The 16,153-nt window shown below is 57.7% G+C and carries 13 protein-coding genes and 1 pseudogene; 8 read left to right on the top strand and 6 right to left on the bottom strand.

Annotation, left to right across the window (positions count from 1 at the left end):
• Positions 1-9 precede the first annotated feature (9 nt).
• The 6 genes from JM93_RS09050 (at position 10) to gltX (ending at position 8,253) form a co-directional block, all read left to right on the top strand.
• Positions 10-1,467 (top strand): M10 family metallopeptidase C-terminal domain-containing protein, encoded by a 1,458-nt coding sequence (locus JM93_RS09050; protein ID WP_145342469.1) that lies wholly within the window; start codon positions 10-12, stop codon positions 1,465-1,467.
• Positions 1,468-1,713: 246 nt separating this feature from the next.
• The gene (locus tag JM93_RS09055) at positions 1,714-3,093 is read left to right on the top strand and encodes a class II 3-deoxy-7-phosphoheptulonate synthase (RefSeq protein ID WP_145342471.1); all 1,380 of its coding nucleotides are present in this window, start codon (positions 1,714-1,716) and stop codon (positions 3,091-3,093) included.
• 163 nt (positions 3,094-3,256) lie between these two features.
• Positions 3,257-3,790, top strand: a complete 534-nt coding sequence (locus JM93_RS09060) for a response regulator (RefSeq protein WP_145342473.1) — start codon at positions 3,257-3,259, stop codon at positions 3,788-3,790.
• Positions 3,791-3,831: 41 nt separating this feature from the next.
• Positions 3,832-5,547 (top strand): NAD+ synthase, encoded by a 1,716-nt coding sequence (locus tag JM93_RS09065; protein WP_145342475.1) that lies wholly within the window; start codon positions 3,832-3,834, stop codon positions 5,545-5,547.
• 67 nt (positions 5,548-5,614) lie between these two features.
• A complete protein-coding gene (locus JM93_RS09070) occupies positions 5,615-6,844 on the top strand; it encodes an MFS transporter (RefSeq protein ID WP_155197540.1) in 1,230 nt (409 codons plus the stop codon).
• 47 nt (positions 6,845-6,891) lie between these two features.
• Positions 6,892-8,253, top strand: a complete 1,362-nt coding sequence (gene gltX / locus JM93_RS09075) for a glutamate--tRNA ligase (RefSeq protein ID WP_145342479.1) — start codon at positions 6,892-6,894, stop codon at positions 8,251-8,253.
• Here gltX and JM93_RS09080 read toward each other — a convergent pair.
• Together JM93_RS09080 and JM93_RS09085 are read right to left on the bottom strand one after the other, a co-directional pair.
• Complete coding sequence (locus tag JM93_RS09080) at positions 8,216-9,586, bottom strand: DUF2865 domain-containing protein (protein WP_170230604.1); 1,371 nt, start codon at positions 9,584-9,586, stop codon at positions 8,216-8,218. The two genes, gltX and JM93_RS09080, sit on opposite strands and share 38 nt — an antisense overlap.
• Before the next feature lie 171 nt (positions 9,587-9,757).
• A complete protein-coding gene (locus tag JM93_RS09085; RefSeq protein ID WP_208995055.1) occupies positions 9,758-10,273 on the bottom strand; it encodes a MarR family winged helix-turn-helix transcriptional regulator in 516 nt (171 codons plus the stop codon).
• Between the two features lie 377 nt (positions 10,274-10,650).
• Between JM93_RS09085 and JM93_RS09090 the strand changes: the two are divergent.
• Both JM93_RS09090 and JM93_RS09095 read left to right on the top strand, forming a co-directional pair.
• Positions 10,651-11,598 (top strand): annotated as a pseudogene (locus tag JM93_RS09090) (MBL fold metallo-hydrolase); the annotation flags it as partial.
• Between the two features lie 551 nt (positions 11,599-12,149).
• A complete protein-coding gene (locus JM93_RS09095) occupies positions 12,150-12,653 on the top strand; it encodes a CreA family protein (protein WP_244300796.1) in 504 nt (167 codons plus the stop codon).
• Between the two features lie 53 nt (positions 12,654-12,706).
• Here the strand turns inward: JM93_RS09095 and JM93_RS22395 are convergent, their stop codons facing one another.
• From JM93_RS22395 to JM93_RS09115, 4 genes are all read right to left on the bottom strand, one after another.
• Positions 12,707-13,261, bottom strand: coding sequence for an SH3 domain-containing protein (locus tag JM93_RS22395; RefSeq protein WP_145342489.1), 555 nt, complete (start codon positions 13,259-13,261; stop codon positions 12,707-12,709).
• A 337-nt stretch (positions 13,262-13,598) separates the two neighbouring features.
• Positions 13,599-13,946: an ArsR/SmtB family transcription factor gene (locus JM93_RS09105; RefSeq protein WP_244300792.1), complete on the bottom strand. Its 348-nt coding sequence runs from the start codon at positions 13,944-13,946 to the stop codon at positions 13,599-13,601.
• A 146-nt stretch (positions 13,947-14,092) separates the two neighbouring features.
• Positions 14,093-14,281 carry a sugar transporter gene (locus tag JM93_RS09110; protein ID WP_145342491.1) on the bottom strand — a complete coding sequence of 63 codons (189 nt, stop codon included), beginning with the start codon at positions 14,279-14,281 and terminating at the stop codon, positions 14,093-14,095.
• 147 nt (positions 14,282-14,428) lie between these two features.
• A complete protein-coding gene (locus JM93_RS09115) occupies positions 14,429-16,096 on the bottom strand; it encodes a L,D-transpeptidase family protein (RefSeq protein WP_208995056.1) in 1,668 nt (555 codons plus the stop codon).
• Positions 16,097-16,153: the final 57 nt, after the last annotated feature.

Consider the following 16,153-nt stretch of genomic DNA (forward strand, 5'->3'; position numbering starts at 1 on the left):
AGGAATTGAATGGCATTGTTTACCTACAAGGGGCAGGAGGCTTCCGCCCTGATTCAAAACGCTCGCGACCTGATGGTTTACAGCTATCACGGCATCGAGAACATCCTGCGGGATGGGGCGGCTGCGGAAGAAAAGGCGCGTCAGGCAATAGAGGCCAAGGGCTGGACCGTCCTTTCACCGGACGACCTGGGAATTCCGGGCGCGGAGGTGGACCGGAACGGGACTTTTCAAGGCGAAACCACGAAATTCAAGGACGCGCAGGCAGATGTGCTTGCAAAATTTGACGAAAGCGGTCAGCTCGTCCAGGTCGGCTTGGCAATCCGCGGCACCAGCGGCACCATCGACAACATCGTGTCCGATACGATCGGTGATGTGATCGATTATCTGGAGTTTTTGAAAAACGAACCGAACTACGCGCAAGAAGCGTTCGGGACACTTTTTTCGGCCATCAAGAGTTTCATGGAAGCGGGCGGTCTCACCGCGAGCGACTTGATCGTAACAGGTCACTCCCTGGGCGGCGGCGCCGTAACAAACATGGCGGAGCAGTCGGACACGCATGATGACGGCTATTTTGTCGACGCCAATTACATCGGATTTGCCTCGCACTACACACCCGAGGACGGCACGTCCGTATTGGACAACGGTGCGGAGATCTTCAGCTTCGATTTCGAAAACGATCCGGTGCCGTCCGTGCTTGCCGAGGACTGGATCCACCTGACAGGCAATGACAAGAACTACGAATACGAAACGAATAACATTGTCTATTTCAATGATGTCTATGCCACGCCGGCGTTTTGGGAGGGGGGCAACATCATCAATCCGCTTGCCTGGACCACCCACTTGCCATCGCGCTACGAAACAGCGATGGACGCGGTCTTCAAGTCAGAATTCTACGATGAGATGTCGCGCGACAGCCTTGTTGTTGTCTCCGGTTTGTCAGACATCACCCGCGATGTGGTCTGGGTACAGGACATCCAGCTGCCGCTGGATCCGACCGATCACTATGGCGATGGCGGTTTTATTCTGGGCTCGGACAAGCGGGACCTTCTGGGCGGACGCCAAGGCGATGATGCCTTGGAAGGCTTTGCCGGCAACGATCACCTGAAGGGACGCGGCGGCGATGACCGCCTTCTCGGCGGGACCGGGGATGACCGGCTTGAGGGAGGTTCTGGCAGTGATATTCTTGTCGACGGTGCCGGTAGCGATACTCTGGAAGGCGGTTCGGGCGCCGATATTTTCGTGTTCGTGCTCGACGGCATATCCGACTTTATTGAGGATTTTGAAGTGGGCATCGACAAGATCGACCTCAGCCTTGCGGGTGTGACCGGTTTTGATCAGCTTTCCATCACCTCCGATGGCTGGTGGCGTGACGTCGAAATCAGCTATGCCGGCGACAGCATAAGGCTTGATACCGGCATTTGGCCTTCGATGCCCGCGTTGGGCGCAGGCGATTTTCTATTCGCGTAAATCGTTCAAAGATCTGCCGGGCAGGCACAAGGGCCTGCTCGGCTTCAAACGGCAAAACGGAACGGGCCTTTAATAAATGCCTGATCGCGCCAAAACCGGGCGGATCGGAAGTGGCAATTGCGCGAAGGGGCGTGTATAACCCCGCACGTTTGGTCCAAATGCGGAGCAATCTGAGCACGAAAAGAACCCGGGCAGCAAGATAAACGAACAATTGGGAATGCCCGATCCCACTCAGGAGTACTGAAAATGGCGGAGAAGTGGACACCGGACAGCTGGAGATCCTTGCCGATCTTGCAGGTGCCGGATTATCCCGACCAAGAGGCAGTGGCAGCTGTAGAACAGCGCCTTTCGACCTATCCGCCGCTTGTTTTTGCAGGCGAGGCGCGCGCTCTTAAGCGCCAGCTTGCCAATGTTGCGGCCGGAAATGCATTCTTGCTCCAGGGCGGTGACTGCGCGGAGAGTTTCGCCGAGCATCACCCGGATCATATCCGCGACTTTTTCCGTGCCTTTTTGCAGATGGCTGTCGTTCTCACCTACGCCGCGAGTCAGCCGGTTGTGAAAGTTGGCCGGATTGCCGGACAGTTTGCCAAGCCGCGTTCCTCCTCGGTCGAGAAAAAAGACGACATCGAGCTTCCGAGCTATCGTGGTGATATCATCAATGACATCGCGTTTTCCGAAGAAGGCCGGATCCCGGATCCGAACCGCCAAGCGATGGCCTACCGCCAGTCCGCGGCCACGCTGAACCTGTTGCGTGCGTTTTCCCAGGGCGGCTTTGCCAATCTGGATCAGGTTCACCAGTGGATGCTTGGTTTCATCACCGACAGCCCGCAAGGCCACCGCTACAAGGAGCTGGCCGATCGGATCACGGAAGCGCTCGCCTTCATGCGCGCTTGCGGCGTCGACGCAACCAGCGTCCCTCAGTTGAACTCAACCGATTTCTTCACAAGCCATGAAGCGTTGCTTCTCGGCTATGAGGAAGCCTTAACCCGCGTCGACAGCACATCCGGCGACTGGTACGCGACCAGTGGGCATATGCTGTGGATCGGCGACCGGACCCGCCAGCCGGATCATGCCCATGTTGAGTTCTTCCGTGGCATCAAGAACCCGATCGGCCTCAAATGCGGTCCGAGCCTGACACCGGACGGGTTAATCGAGCTGATCGACAAGTTGAACCCGGAAAATGAAGCCGGTCGTTTGACACTCATCTGCCGGTTCGGTGCAGACAAGGTGTTCGATCATCTGCCTCAGCTTATTCGTGCAGTCGAGCGGGAAGGGCGTACCGTTGTGTGGTCGTGTGACCCGATGCATGGAAACACGATTACGGCCGGTGGCTACAAGACCCGTCCGTTCGAGCGGATCCTGAAAGAAGTCGAAGCGTTTTTTGCAGTCCACCGGGCCGAGGGCACGCATGCGGGCGGCATCCACATCGAGATGACCGGCCGTGATGTGACCGAATGCACGGGCGGGGCGCATGCCCTTACGGCCGAGCAGCTGGGCGACCGGTACCACACGCATTGCGACCCAAGGTTGAATGCCAATCAGGCGCTCGAGCTAGCGTTTCTGATTGCTGAAAATCTGAAAAAGGAACGCGATGGCCGGACAATGAAACAGGCCGTAAATGGCTGAACTGTAGGATTTTTCATCGGTAATTCCTGCATTTGGGGCGGCCTTGTGCCGCCCCTTCCTAATTGTGATCGAAAAACGCAGAAAACCTGCCCTTGGGTAAGTATCCTTTAACGCAGGACCCGCAATGGTCGTGGCCGGGTTGTGTGAGTGGGGATGAAACGGGATGCAGCGGGAGTGGGATCTTTCTCGCGTCTCCTTTCTGCTGATTGAGGACAACGGGCACATGCGCAGTATTTTGCGCTCTGTCCTCAGCGGCTATGGAGTGCGCGACATTTTCGAAGCGGGTGACGGGTTTGATGCGATCGAATGCGTCATTGATCGGCAACCTGATTTTATTCTTCTGGATTGGGTCATGTCGCCCATGTCCGGGGCCGAGTTTGTGTCCATGTTACGGGGCGAACCGAACCCGCTGCTGGCAACCACACCGGTGATCATCATCAGTGCGCATGCGCGCAAGACAACGATCATAGAGGCTGTGAACCTTGGTATTCACGGCTTTATCGCTAAACCGGTCTCGCCGGCGGTCTTGTACAGCCGTGTTGGCGAAGTCTTGAACCGCCAGGAAAGACACGGCCGCAGCAAGGGCATTTTCGGCCGGGCGCGGAAAGAACCGACCATCAAATACGATATCACCGACCTGTCGGGGCGCAGCGCGGGAGGTGCGCCAGAGGAGGTTCAGTCGCTGGCATTGCTCTAGACTGATTGTAAGTTTTGGTGCAGCGCGCTAAACCCAAGCGCATGGCAGACTCAGACACATCCTCGACCGCATCTTCAGCCGCGACACCTGCACTTGATGCGCATTTGCGCATTGCGGTTGCGCAGCTCAATCCGACTGTCGGCAACATCTCCGCAAACACCGATCAGGTGATTGAAGCACGCGCGAAAGCTGCGGCGGCCGGCGCGCATCTTATGCTGTGCCCAGAACTCAATATCGCCGGATACCCGCCTGAAGATCTCGTTTTGAAATCGGCTTTTGTCGAGCGGTGCAAGCAGGCTGCCGAGCGTCTTGCACGTGAGACAGCCGATGGTGGTCCAGGGCTTATCATCGGCGTGCCGTGGCGCACAGAGGACGGCGCGCTTTACAATGCGGCACTGCTGATGGACGGCGGCGAGATCAAGGCGATCCGCTACAAATACGATCTGCCAAACTATGGTGTTTTTGACGAAAAACGGGTTTTCGATGCCGGTCCTTTGCCGGGCCCGGTCGACTTCCGAGGTGTTCGCATCGGCATTCCAATCTGCGAGGATATCTGGAATGACGAAGTGTGCGAATGTTTGGCCGAAACCGGTGCGGAACTTCTTTTGGTGCCGAATGGCTCGCCCTATTGGGCCAACCGGGCCGAAGAACGCCTGCAGGTGGTTGTTGCACGGGTCGTGGAAAGCGATCTGCCGCTGATCTACTGCAATCAGGTCGCCGGACAGGATGAGCTGGTGTTTGATGGCGGATCTTTTGCGCTTCAAGCTGACCGGACACTGGCATTTCAAATGCCGCAGTTCGTTGCCGACCTCGGCATCACCGACTGGCGCCGGACCGATGACGGGCCCTGGATCTGCGAGAGCGGCCCAAAGGCTGTCTTACCCGAGATCGATGAAGCGAATTGGCGGGCGTGTGTGCTGGGGCTCGGCGATTACGTCACGAAGAACGGCTTTCCGGGCGTGGTGCTCGGCTTGTCCGGCGGCATTGATTCTGCAGTCTGCGCAGCCATGGCTGTCGATGCGCTGGGTGCCGACAAGGTACATGCGGTCATGCTGCCCTACCGCTACACGTCGGATGAAAGCAAAAGCGACGCGGCCGCTTGCGCCGATGCACTTGGTATCCGCTATGACACGGTGCCGATCGCCGATCCCGTTGAAGCGTTTTCCTCTGCCCTTGAGCCGTTGTTCGCTGAAACCCAGCCGGATACAACCGAGGAAAACATCCAGTCGCGCACGCGCGGTGTGATCTTGATGGCGATATCGAACAAGTTCGGCCATATGGTTGTCACCACCGGCAACAAATCGGAAATGTCGGTCGGATATGCGACGCTCTATGGCGACATGAATGGCGGCTACAATCCGATCAAGGACCTTTACAAGACACAGGTTTACCACTTGGCGGGTTGGCGCAATAAAAACCATCCGGACGGCATGCTGGGCCCCAAGGGCGAGGTGATCCCCTCCAACATCATCACCAAAGTGCCGACTGCCGAGCTGCGCGAGAACCAGACCGACCAGGATTCCCTGCCGCCTTATGATGTCCTGGATGACATTTTGGAGGCCCTGGTGGAAGACGAACTGTCCGTTGCCGAGATCGAAAAGCGCGGCCATGACAAGGTCCTGATCAACCGGATCGAACACCTTCTCTACATCGCCGAATACAAGCGCCGTCAAGCCCCGCCGGGGGTCAAAATCACCATGAAAAACTTTGGCAAGGACCGGCGCTACCCGATCACCAACCGGTTCCGCGACCGATAGCGCGGAAACTGGCGGTACTTCTTTAAAGCTTGAAGGGTCTCCGCTCTGAAGGCCAAGCCACAGGAACATGCCCGTGCCTTTTTTTGCATTCCTGCAGGCAAATGCCCGCTGGCTCGGCGCCGGGTACCTGTTGGCCCTTTTTTCCGGCTTCGGGCAAACCTTTTTCATCTCCTTGTTCGCTGGAGATCTGCGCGCCGAGTTTGACCTCAGCCACGGCGATTTTGGATTGATCTACATGGCGGCCACGCTGCTCAGTGCGCTATGCCTTTCCAGCGTTGGTCGGACGGTGGATGTCTTTCCGATCCAGCGTGTTGCGGCTGTTGTGATGCTGGCGCTGGCTGCGTTTTGCGTTTCCATGGCCACCGTCAATTCTGTCGTCATGCTGTTTGTTACCATTTTCGGGCTGCGACTATGTGGTCAGGGCATGATGACCCACACGTCCATGACGGCTATGGGACGTTGGTTTTCAGCCCAGCGGGGGCGGGCTGTTTCCATCGCGATTTTGGGGTTCCCAACCGCCGAAGCGCTGTTTCCGATCAGCTTTGTGGCGCTGTCCAACGCAATTGGCTGGCGCGGGGCATGGGGTTTTGCTGCCGCTATATTGGTCGCGCTGTCCATGCCGGTCATCCTGACCCTGCTGCGTGCCGACCGGCAACCGAAGTCGCTTGAAAGCGACGGCACGAATGTCATTGGCCGGCAATGGACGCGGGCGGAAGTTTTGCGCGATCCGGTGTTTTGGGCTGCGTGCCTCGGGGTGCTGGCTCCGCCTTTCATTGGGACGGCAATCCTGTTCCACCAGGTCTACCTGGTGGAACTGAGGGGCTGGCCCTTGGAGCTGTTTGCCAGCGCGTTTGTCGTTATGGCGGTTGTGTCCGTTGCGACATCGCTGGTGCTTGGCGGACTGATCGACCGGTACACGGCTGTGCGGCTGATGCCCGGCTTGCTGGTGCCGATGGCCGCAGCCTGTTTCGTTCTTGCCTATTTCACATCCCAGGCCGCGCCGTTCATCTTCATGGCGCTGTTTGGTATGAGCAGCGGGATCACCGCAACGCTGATCGGTGCATTGTGGCCGGAGATCTACGGCGTCCGGCATATTGGGGCGATTCGTGCCGTGGCTTTTGCACTGATGGTTTTTGCCTCCGCTGCCGGGCCCGGCCTTGTCGGCTGGCTGATCGATCTTGGGATCGACTATGACTTTCAGCTGGCGGGGATGGGGCTTTATTGCATCTTAATGAGCGTGGTTTTAACGCTGGCGTCCAAAACTGCACGGCTTCGCGACAAACAACCGGGAAATTAATCAATTCTCACTTGCCGTTGGGGCTGCGCCCGGCTACCCCGTCTTACATGATGACCACAGTACGTTTCGCGCCGTCTCCGACCGGCCACATTCACATTGGCAACAGCCGTACCGCCCTTTTCAATTGGCTGTTCGCCAAGAAGTCGGATGGAAAATTCATCCTCAGGTTCGACGACACGGACACCGAGCGGTCCAGGGCCGAATATGCCGATGCCATCGCTGCCGATTTGCAGTGGCTCGGGATTACGCCAGACCGGATCGAGCGGCAGTCTTCGCGCGTCGAAAGCTATGACACGGCTGCCCAGAAGCTCAAAGACGCCGGGCTGCTTTATGCCTGCTACGAAACACCGGACGAGCTGGAGCGGCGCCGCTCCCGCGCCCGGGCGCTTGGCCGTCCGCCGGTGTATGACCGGGCCGGGTTGAAACTCACCGACGACGAGCGCGCTGCGCTTGAAGCGGAAGGCCGGCGGCCCCATTGGCGGTTTGTTTTGCCGAACCATGACGGTGATCCGTTCACCACCCGACGCACGGAAGTCAGCTGGACAGACCTGTGCCGCGGTGACCAGTCTGTCGACCTTGCGTCGTTGTCCGATCCCGTTCTGATCCGCGAAGACGGCAGCTATCTCTACACCTTGCCGTCAATCGTCGATGACATCGACATGGGCGTGACCCATGTGATCCGGGGTGAAGATCATGTTGCCAATACGGGTGTACAGGTCGCAATCTTTGAGGCACTTGGCGCTCCTGCACCGGTTTTTGCCCACCACAATCTGTTGACCACCCGCGACGGGGAAGGGCTGTCGAAGCGCAAAGGCGCCTTGTCGATCGGCTCCCTGCGCGATGCCGGACTTGAACCCATGTCCGTTGCCTCGTTAGCTGTTCTGACCGGCACCAGCCATTCGGTCGAACCGATGGCAGAGATGGCAAAGCTTGCCGAAGCGTTTGACCTTGCCTCGGTGTCCCGGTCCTCTGCGAAATTTGACCCGGAAGAGCTAAACGGCCTCAATGCGCGCCTGGTCCATGAGATGCCGTTTGCAGATGTGGAGGGGCGGCTGGCAAATCTTGGTATTGCTGGCGGAGAAACCTTCTGGCTCGCTGTGCGTGGCAATTGCGTCAAAGTTTCAGACGCACAAATCTATTGGCAGGTCGTGGTCGGGCCGATCGAAAGCCTTGTGGAGGACGAGGACCGTGATTTTCTGGTGACTGCGTCCAAATTGTTGCCTGAAGGCGACATAACGCAGGACTCCTGGGGCGCCTGGACATCAGCGGTCAAGGCAGAGACCGGCCGCAAGGGCAAAGGTTTGTTCATGCCGTTGCGCAAGGCACTGACCGGTCTTGGTCATGGCCCGGACATGAAGGATATGCTGCCGCTTATTGGGCGACAAAATATTCGGGACCGACTACCCTGACATTCGCGTCGTCCCCGGCCGGGCGATAGTCGTCATCGTCCGCCGGAACGAGAAACACGGGGTTGGCGGGTGCTTGTGGAAGCTGCCCGTCATCGTCCAGGCCCGAGCGCATAACGGACCGCGTCCGGCCCCCCAAAATTGGAAGAGCGTTTGAGGCAGGGGCATCAGCCAAGGCACCGGTGTCTCGCGTATCGCCCGAATCGCGAAGGACTGGCGCCGTGACATCAAAGCCGAGCTCGAAATTTTTGCGCGTGTCAGGGTCTTCCAGAACCGGCACCTGATCACGGGTCATTGGGGTGCGTGCAAAAGCGCTGACCGGGCCGGCTGGAGTGGTGGCACCAGTAGCCGCAGAAATCTGGTTCCGCAATCCCTCAGCGGCGCTCGGGCCGCCGGCAATCGTGAGGCCAGCTCCGCCATTGCCTGAAAGCGGCATCAGACGGCCGCGGATCTGGTTGGCATTTGTGATCCGGCAGCTGCAGCCATGCACGAATTCCTCTTGAAACCGGTAGGCGTTGTCGTGGTCCAGATAACGAATGCCCGATAAAGAGATCATCTCTTCCTTCAGTCCACCTGGATTTTTGTAGACAAAGAGCTCTGTTTGGGCCGCCGGGCAAATTTCCCGGCATCTTGCGGCATCGTTTACGAACTGGTCCTGGCCCGTCGCAAAGCTGACCGGAAAAAAGAACCCGTCGCAGGTCCGGACACACATCGTTCGATACGTGCCTCCCGCCGGGATCCGGTAGCGCTTTTTCCGCTGTTTGGTATCGGTTGGAGAGGAGGACGCGGAAATGACACGGCCGCCGCTTTGGCCGCTTCCGTTCCCGTTGCCGGGAATTTCGACAATGACACCGTTCGGCAGCGTTCTGTAACGCGCCCCGCCGCTGTCCGGCTGGTTCGCCTGTTGCGGCGCAAACAGCCGGGCAAGCAATCCCTTGTTGTTTTGTGTGTCGCTCGACGCGTCCGCGGCGCGAGAGGGGCGGTCACAGCCCTGCCGTTTCAGCTGGGCCCTGATTTTTTTGATCTCGCCAGCCGATCTTCCGCCGGACCCGCCGGCGCGGCGTTCGATTTTCCTCAGATTGGCTCGCATCTGATCGATTTTTGGAAGCAGATTTTGACATTTGGCAGATCCGGGCTGACTGGAGCATTGGAAATACCGCGCATCACGTTCAGCAGCCGCCAGCGCAGCGCCCTGACGCTGTGCCATGTCCTGCCACTTTCCGCCGCCCGGTTGCGACGTCAGGCGGGTCAGTTCGGATTTGAGAGATGCACAGGTCGCCGCAAAACCCGGCGCGATGCCAAGCACGATCAATCCGGCGGCAAATACCAACCGCACGCCAAACCCCCGCTTGGCTATGTGACGATGCCGCTTGGCCATCCATCACCCTCAGGTTTTCAAAAAGCCGATCCCTATCCCGGACTGAGTATCCGGTCCTGGTGAAACTTTATCAACCAAACCTCTGAATTGAGGTTAATGCATTTATGGATGATAAAAAGAACGGCCGGGTCAGTTTTTGGCGCCCGGTTTGAAATCATCGGCAGCCTCAAGCAACCGGTCGTAAATATCCGACAAAACCTGTTTTTGGTCCGGGGTGAGGGCGTTCATCAATTCGTTTGAAAACGCCAGGGCTTGCGGAACCAGATCGGTGTAAGTCTGGCGTCCGGAAGCTGTCAATTCCAGGTAACTTTCGCGCATATCCAGCGGATTGGCGGCCCGGACCACATAGCCCTTAGCCTCGAGTGCAGACACCGCACGGCTCACCTTGGTTTTGTGCATGGTGCTGCGGATCCCGATCTCTTTCGAGGTCACCCGGCCGTATTGACCGATGATTGCCAGTACGCGCCATTCCGGAATCCCGATCCCTAACTGATTGGCATAGATCTGGGAGAAAGACCGGCTGACCCGTTCGGCCAACAAGTTCAGGCGGTAGGGCAAAAAACTGTCGAGTTCGAGAATGAGGGAGGCGTCCCGCCCGTCATCTTGTTCCAGTGGTGCGGTCGTGCGCGAAGGCCTGTCGGTCACGGCTGCGTCTCCTGAGTAAGAATTGCCCATTTTGCGACCGGGTTTGTGCAGCGCACAGATGTCGGCCGGTCGGGCTCTTTAATCAACTCTCCAGACCAAAATTACCGGAAAGTTTCCCATAAAGTTCGTTTGTAGAATTGCGGATGATCTGCCGGATTATTATTTGCCACTAAATTGTCCATATCTTGATATTAGTCCTAGCGCCCAAACTAACTGTTGAAAACCACAAGGTAGCGCCCCGCATTGAAACCGTAAATTTGCGAATCGCAAGGGAAAGCTGAGAACGTTTGCCTGTCCGCATCGATCAAAGGACTGCTTTGTTGCCAAACGCCTCGGGAGCTTTCGGATATCCTGATACAAGTCCAAAGAGTGTTGCCATGAGCAAGAGTTTCGCCTCCACGAATGATACCGCAGACAAGTCCATTACTTTTACGCAGATGGCTCGCGGGTGCTACGCATTTACGGCGGAGGGCGACCCCAATACCGGGGTGATTATCGGCGATGACGCAATCATGGTCGTCGACGCGCAGGCAACTCCGGCGATGGCGGAAAAAGTCATCGAAAAAATCCGGGAAGTCTCGGACAAACCGATCAAGCATGTGGTCCTCACACACTATCATGCCGTGCGCGCGCTCGGTGCCAGCGCATATGGGGCAAGCGAAATCATCGCTTCGGATCTCACCAAGCGCATGATTGAAGAACGCGGGGAAGCGGACTGGGCCTCCGAATACGCCCGGTTCCCGCGGTTGTTCCAGGACGCCTCCAGCATTCCCGGATTAACCCGTCCGACCATGAGTTTTGCATCCTCCATGTCCGTCAATCTCGGCAATCTCGAGGTCCGGATCATGCATCTTGGCCGCGGCCATACCATGGGCGATGTGGTTGTTTGGGTTCCGTCCCGCGGAGCAATCTACTCCGGTGATTTGGTCGAGTACAAATCGGCCTGTTATTGCGGCGATGGCCATCTTGGTGACTGGCCGCGCACACTCGACCGGATCGCCGCTTTCCGGCCGACATCTCTGATGCCCGGCCGGGGCGCGGCTCTGGTCGGCGCGGAAAAGGTCACCGAAGCGATTGAACTGACGCGCGACTTTGTCCTGACATTGCGGGACGCAACCGCCGCGTCCGTTGAAGCGGGACTTGGGCTCAAGGACACGTTTCTGTCGGTCCGCGATGTAATGGATCCGAAATTCGGAAGCTATGCAATCTACGAGCATTGTCTGCCGTTCAATATTGCCCGCGCGTATGATGAAGCGCTTGGTCTCGACATTCCGCAGATTTGGACCGCAGAGCGTGACAAGGATCTTTGGGATGCCTTGCAAGGCGCTGTGGAATCCGGCGATTCTCAGTCCGGCGAAGATACCCGCCAAGATGACGGTGAGGCGCCGGCTGGGCTCAGCGAAGAACAGGGCGAGGCGACCGACGCGCCGACCAGGCAATCTGATGAGAGTACCGAAGATCGGCATGCCGCAGACGCTGACTATGTCCAGGCAGAAGGCGCGGCTGACACCGAAGGCGCTCACGAGACAGCTGCAGAAACGCAACCCGAGCCGAAGACCGTTGGTGACGCCGCGCCGGACGATGCGCCGTCCGAAGAGCGCGATGAGGCAAACGCCGGACCAAGCTCTGAAGACCTGGAGGTTGCGGCCCAGCTGGAACAGGAGCTGGAAGAGGCCTTGATCGAGCAAATCGCGGACGGGGCGCCGGATGAAAAACACGCCGATGCGGAAACCACGCAAACCGGTAAACAAAAAACGGTTGAGCCTGCAGAGTGAGTCTCAAGGCAACTTCGCCTTCAACTGAAAACTGGACAAGACCCGGCCGCTCACCCACATGTGAGCGGCCTGTTTGTTTTTGGAGTGACCCTATGCGCCTCATGGCCAAGGCAGCTTGTGCTGCTGCTGCATTCTTTATTGCGACCACAGCGGCCTTTTCCGCGGATGAGCCCGATCTGATTTTCAAGAAATCAACGGTTTGGAAATTTTTGACGCCGGATCACAAACTGGCGACTTATGCCATCGACGACCCGATCATCGACGGCGTCGCCTGCCATTTCACTGTTCCGGAAAAGGGCGGTATCTCCGGCTGGATTGGCGTTGCGGAAGAGGTGTCCGATGTCTCGTTGGCGTGCCGTCAGGTCGGGCCGGTGACCATCACGGAGAATTTCGAGCAGGGCGAAGAAATGTTTCGTCAACGCCGGTCATTCCTTTTCAAGAAGATGCGGATCGTGCGCGGCTGCGATGAGACGCGGAACGTGCTTGTTTATTTGGTTTATTCCGACAAGCTGATTGAGGGCAGCCCGAAGAACTCCACTTCGACGGTCCCGATCATGCCCTGGGGAGAACAGCAGCCGCCACGATGCGCGGACTATCTGGACTAGCCATCCGGCCCACAAAGGAAGATGAGCCACCTTCGGCTGCCATGGTTTCCGTATTAGTGATGTGGGCCGTTGCCGCGGGGCGGTCCCTGGTTGGGACCTCGTGGCTGGTGTGCCCGAGGCTGGTGTGCCCTCGGGGCGTGAGCTGCAGGAGGCCTGCCGGCGTGAGGGCGGTGGGCACGCGGAGGTAAAGGATAAACGGCACGCGGTGGGAGAGGTGCGACCGCGCGCGGCGGCGGTGCAAAAACGCGGGGACCTGAACGATAAATCGGATAATTGCGGTAAATGCGCGGGACGCCGACATAAATGCCGACGGCCGTAACTGGCCGCCCGTAGTACTGGCCGCGTGCTGCGTAGGTAATATAGTTGCCTGAAACCCAGCCGCGCATTCCGGAAAAGGAGGCGTCGCACCATGCGTAGTTGGCGGTGCAGCTGTAGACTTGAAGGCCCGCGCCCTGGGGGATTGTGCTTATAACCTGGTAGCTTGTTCCGGGCCCGGTGCGGATATTGACGTTCGCAGTCGACACCGCTGGATAGCTGGCGGCTGACGCATTGGCTGGAATCGCAAACAACGCAAGCGCTGTGACGAATAGGGACAGTCTCCGATACATGAATGCTCCTGTGTTCGAGTGCCCCAGCCAGTTTTAAATTAATAAACCAGGGCAAGAAGCATAGTTAAAAATCATTCATGTCGTGTCGATTTGTATCGAAATAACGAAAACTATTTTTGAAATATTCTGTCTTTTATTTGAGTTGTTGGGCGGTAAGGCCAATTCTTGTTGTTATTTCAAATTGATTTTTGTGTCTTGCGATGCAGTACAAAACACAAACCCCGCCAACGGCGGGGCGAGCATTTCGGATTTTGTAACGTGTCACCGGCCCGGCCGCAACTTACGGGCCTCATGCGAGACCGGCCCGGGTGCGGTTGGCCGCATCGTGCTGGCAAGATCAGGCGTCAGTGGTTATGCCGGTCATGTCGTGACCGTTCGGTGCCCCTTCCGGCATGCAAAAGGTCTTGTACAGAACGGCCATGATCTCTTTGGCTGGGTCGCTGGTCATGCGGTAGTAGATCGTCGTGCCATCGCGTCTTGTGTCGACGAGGCCTTGGGAGCGCAGCAAAGACAATTGCTGGGAAACCGTTGGCATCCGCATCCCGGTTTTCTCGGCCAGATATCCCACGCTGCATTCCTTGTCCCACATCTGGCACATCAGCAGCAGGCGCGGACCAGAGGCGAGCATTTTCAAGAAGCGTGCCGCTTCTTCCGAATTCTGTTCGAGGGCTTCTTCATCCATCATAAAGCAGTGCCATTCTTCGTTGGGCCGCCCAGCCACCGGCTAGTTAATTCCACCCACCGCAATTTAGGAAGGAACCCTTACTGTTTTTCACGCTCTCTGTCGAGAATGGAAAACCACCAAAGGTCCGGAATTTCCTACCTTAAAACCTACATGCGGCCAAAAGCGGGCAACAAGACGTGCCCGGCGCCGCAGCCGACACCCGTTGTCAGGCACATGCTTTTTTGCTGCAAAACCGAAGGCGATGTGTCCGCAGAAGCGGCAAAGCTTGCCAGGCTTGCGACAGGCACCAAAAAAAGCGCGATCATGAAAGATGCGGCAAACAAACGGTTCAACATGGTTCCAGCTCCCAGAAAAGTGTCATCCACTCGATGTTGGAGACACTTTAGGGGCTGGCCCTTGAACGCAGTCTGAGGTGTGTATTCAGCTGCCGTTCAGCTTTATTTACATGGCGTAACGATCTGAAAACTCAGCGTGAAATTCAATCACAGGTTCTTCGTCATCGCCTTTGCCAGCGCGTCGAGCAGAACTTTGTCGCGTCCATAGATATCGTTTCTGAAATGAGTCGATCCGTCCTTGTTCATCCATGCCGTCAGGTAGGTGAGGTGAACCGGTATGGCTTCCTTCAAGCTGATGACATGGCGTTTGCGGCTGTCGCGGATCGCTTCAAGGCGCGCCTTGTCGTAGCCGTCGGCGGCCAGCAGGATATCCCCGAGAGCAAACGGGTCTTCAACACGGATACAGCCATGGCTGAAATCGCGCTGAGCCCGCGCGAAGAGGGCTTTTGACGGGGTGTCGTGGATGTAGATGTTGAATTTGTTCGGGAACATGAACTTGATTCGCCCAAGTGCATTGCCGTCACCGGGGTCCTGCCGCAAACGGAACGGGAAGTTTCCCTTCGAATAGCTGTTCCAGGCAACTTGGGTCGGCGCGACCTCCGCCTCGTTCTGGAAGACCCTGATTCCCTTCGACGACAGGGCGTTCGGGTTGCCCTGCAGCTGCGGCAGGTATTCGTTCGTCGAAATCGATCGCGGCACGTTCCAGTAAGGGTTCACCTCGACATAAGTCATCTCATCGGAGAAGACCGGTGTCGCATGATAGGGCTTGCCCACGATAACCGACGCGGTGTGCCAGGTTTTATCGTCCTTGACCACTTTGAGGCGCTGGTCGGCCAGATTGACAAACACATACGTGCTGCCAAAGTCGTCCGGCATCCAGCGGCGGCGCTCCATGTTCAGCTCCATCTGGATCAGCTTCGCTTCGACAGAGGTGTTGAGTGCCGCCAATGTGCCGGGCCCTACAACACCATCCACAGCCAGACCGTGGTAGGACTGAAACGTTTCGACCGCGTCGACAAGGGCCCCGTCATAGACATCGCCGCTGTGATCGGCAGCTGCAAAGTAGTCTTCCTGTTCGAGCCGGAGCCGTAGCGCGTCAAGCCTTGGATCGCTCATTCCCGGCTTCAAGACCTCGCCTTCAGGAACGGGAATGAAGCCGCCATTGGCCGCTTTTTCGCGGTATTGCTGCAGGCGGATCTGAAGTCTTGCGTAATTTGGGGTCTGCGGAGCCAAGCTGTCCAAAAAGGCGCTGAAGTCGATGGCTTTCTCGGCTGTGGCGAACAACTCGGTGGCGACCGGCTTGTCCGGAAACACATTCAGAGCTTTGTTGACTTCGTTTGGCTGAACCCGTCCCGAAGACAGGTGAGTCGCATACCGGAGGAACTGAATACTCAGATCGATATCAAGCGTTGCCCAGTCGCCGGCACTTTCCGCGTTGAGCGACCGTTCGGCCAGCCAGATCGGGTTGTAGTTCTGCGGATTGAGCGCGTGGGCATTTGCATCGGCAAATGCTCCCAGAACCATGTGCGCATTCGGTGTCAGGCCCTGTTCGTTGAGCCAGACCGGTTCAAAGACGCGCGCGGCGTAGACCTCTGTCAGGCCCGGGTCAATGCTTGCGGGCATGGCGGCGGCGATTGCCATGGCGATCGGGCTTTGAGGCGTGGCAGCGCCTTGACCGTCTGAAAGGGCGGGTGCGGCCGGTTCTGCGGGCCGGGCGGGATCTGCTTGCTGGGCAGCCCCCGGCGCGAGAGACACGAAGAAAACCAACACGCTGGCGACCAGCCTGGTGCTGATCATGTTAATTGCTGCGCGCATCCGGAAAGCCCTCCGCCTGATTCCCTTGCGTCAGAAGCCTAAACCACCGCTCAATTC

The sequence above is a fragment of the Roseibium hamelinense genome (genome assembly GCF_007830545.1).
GTDB classification, from domain to species: Bacteria; Pseudomonadota; Alphaproteobacteria; order Rhizobiales; family Stappiaceae; genus Roseibium; species Roseibium hamelinense.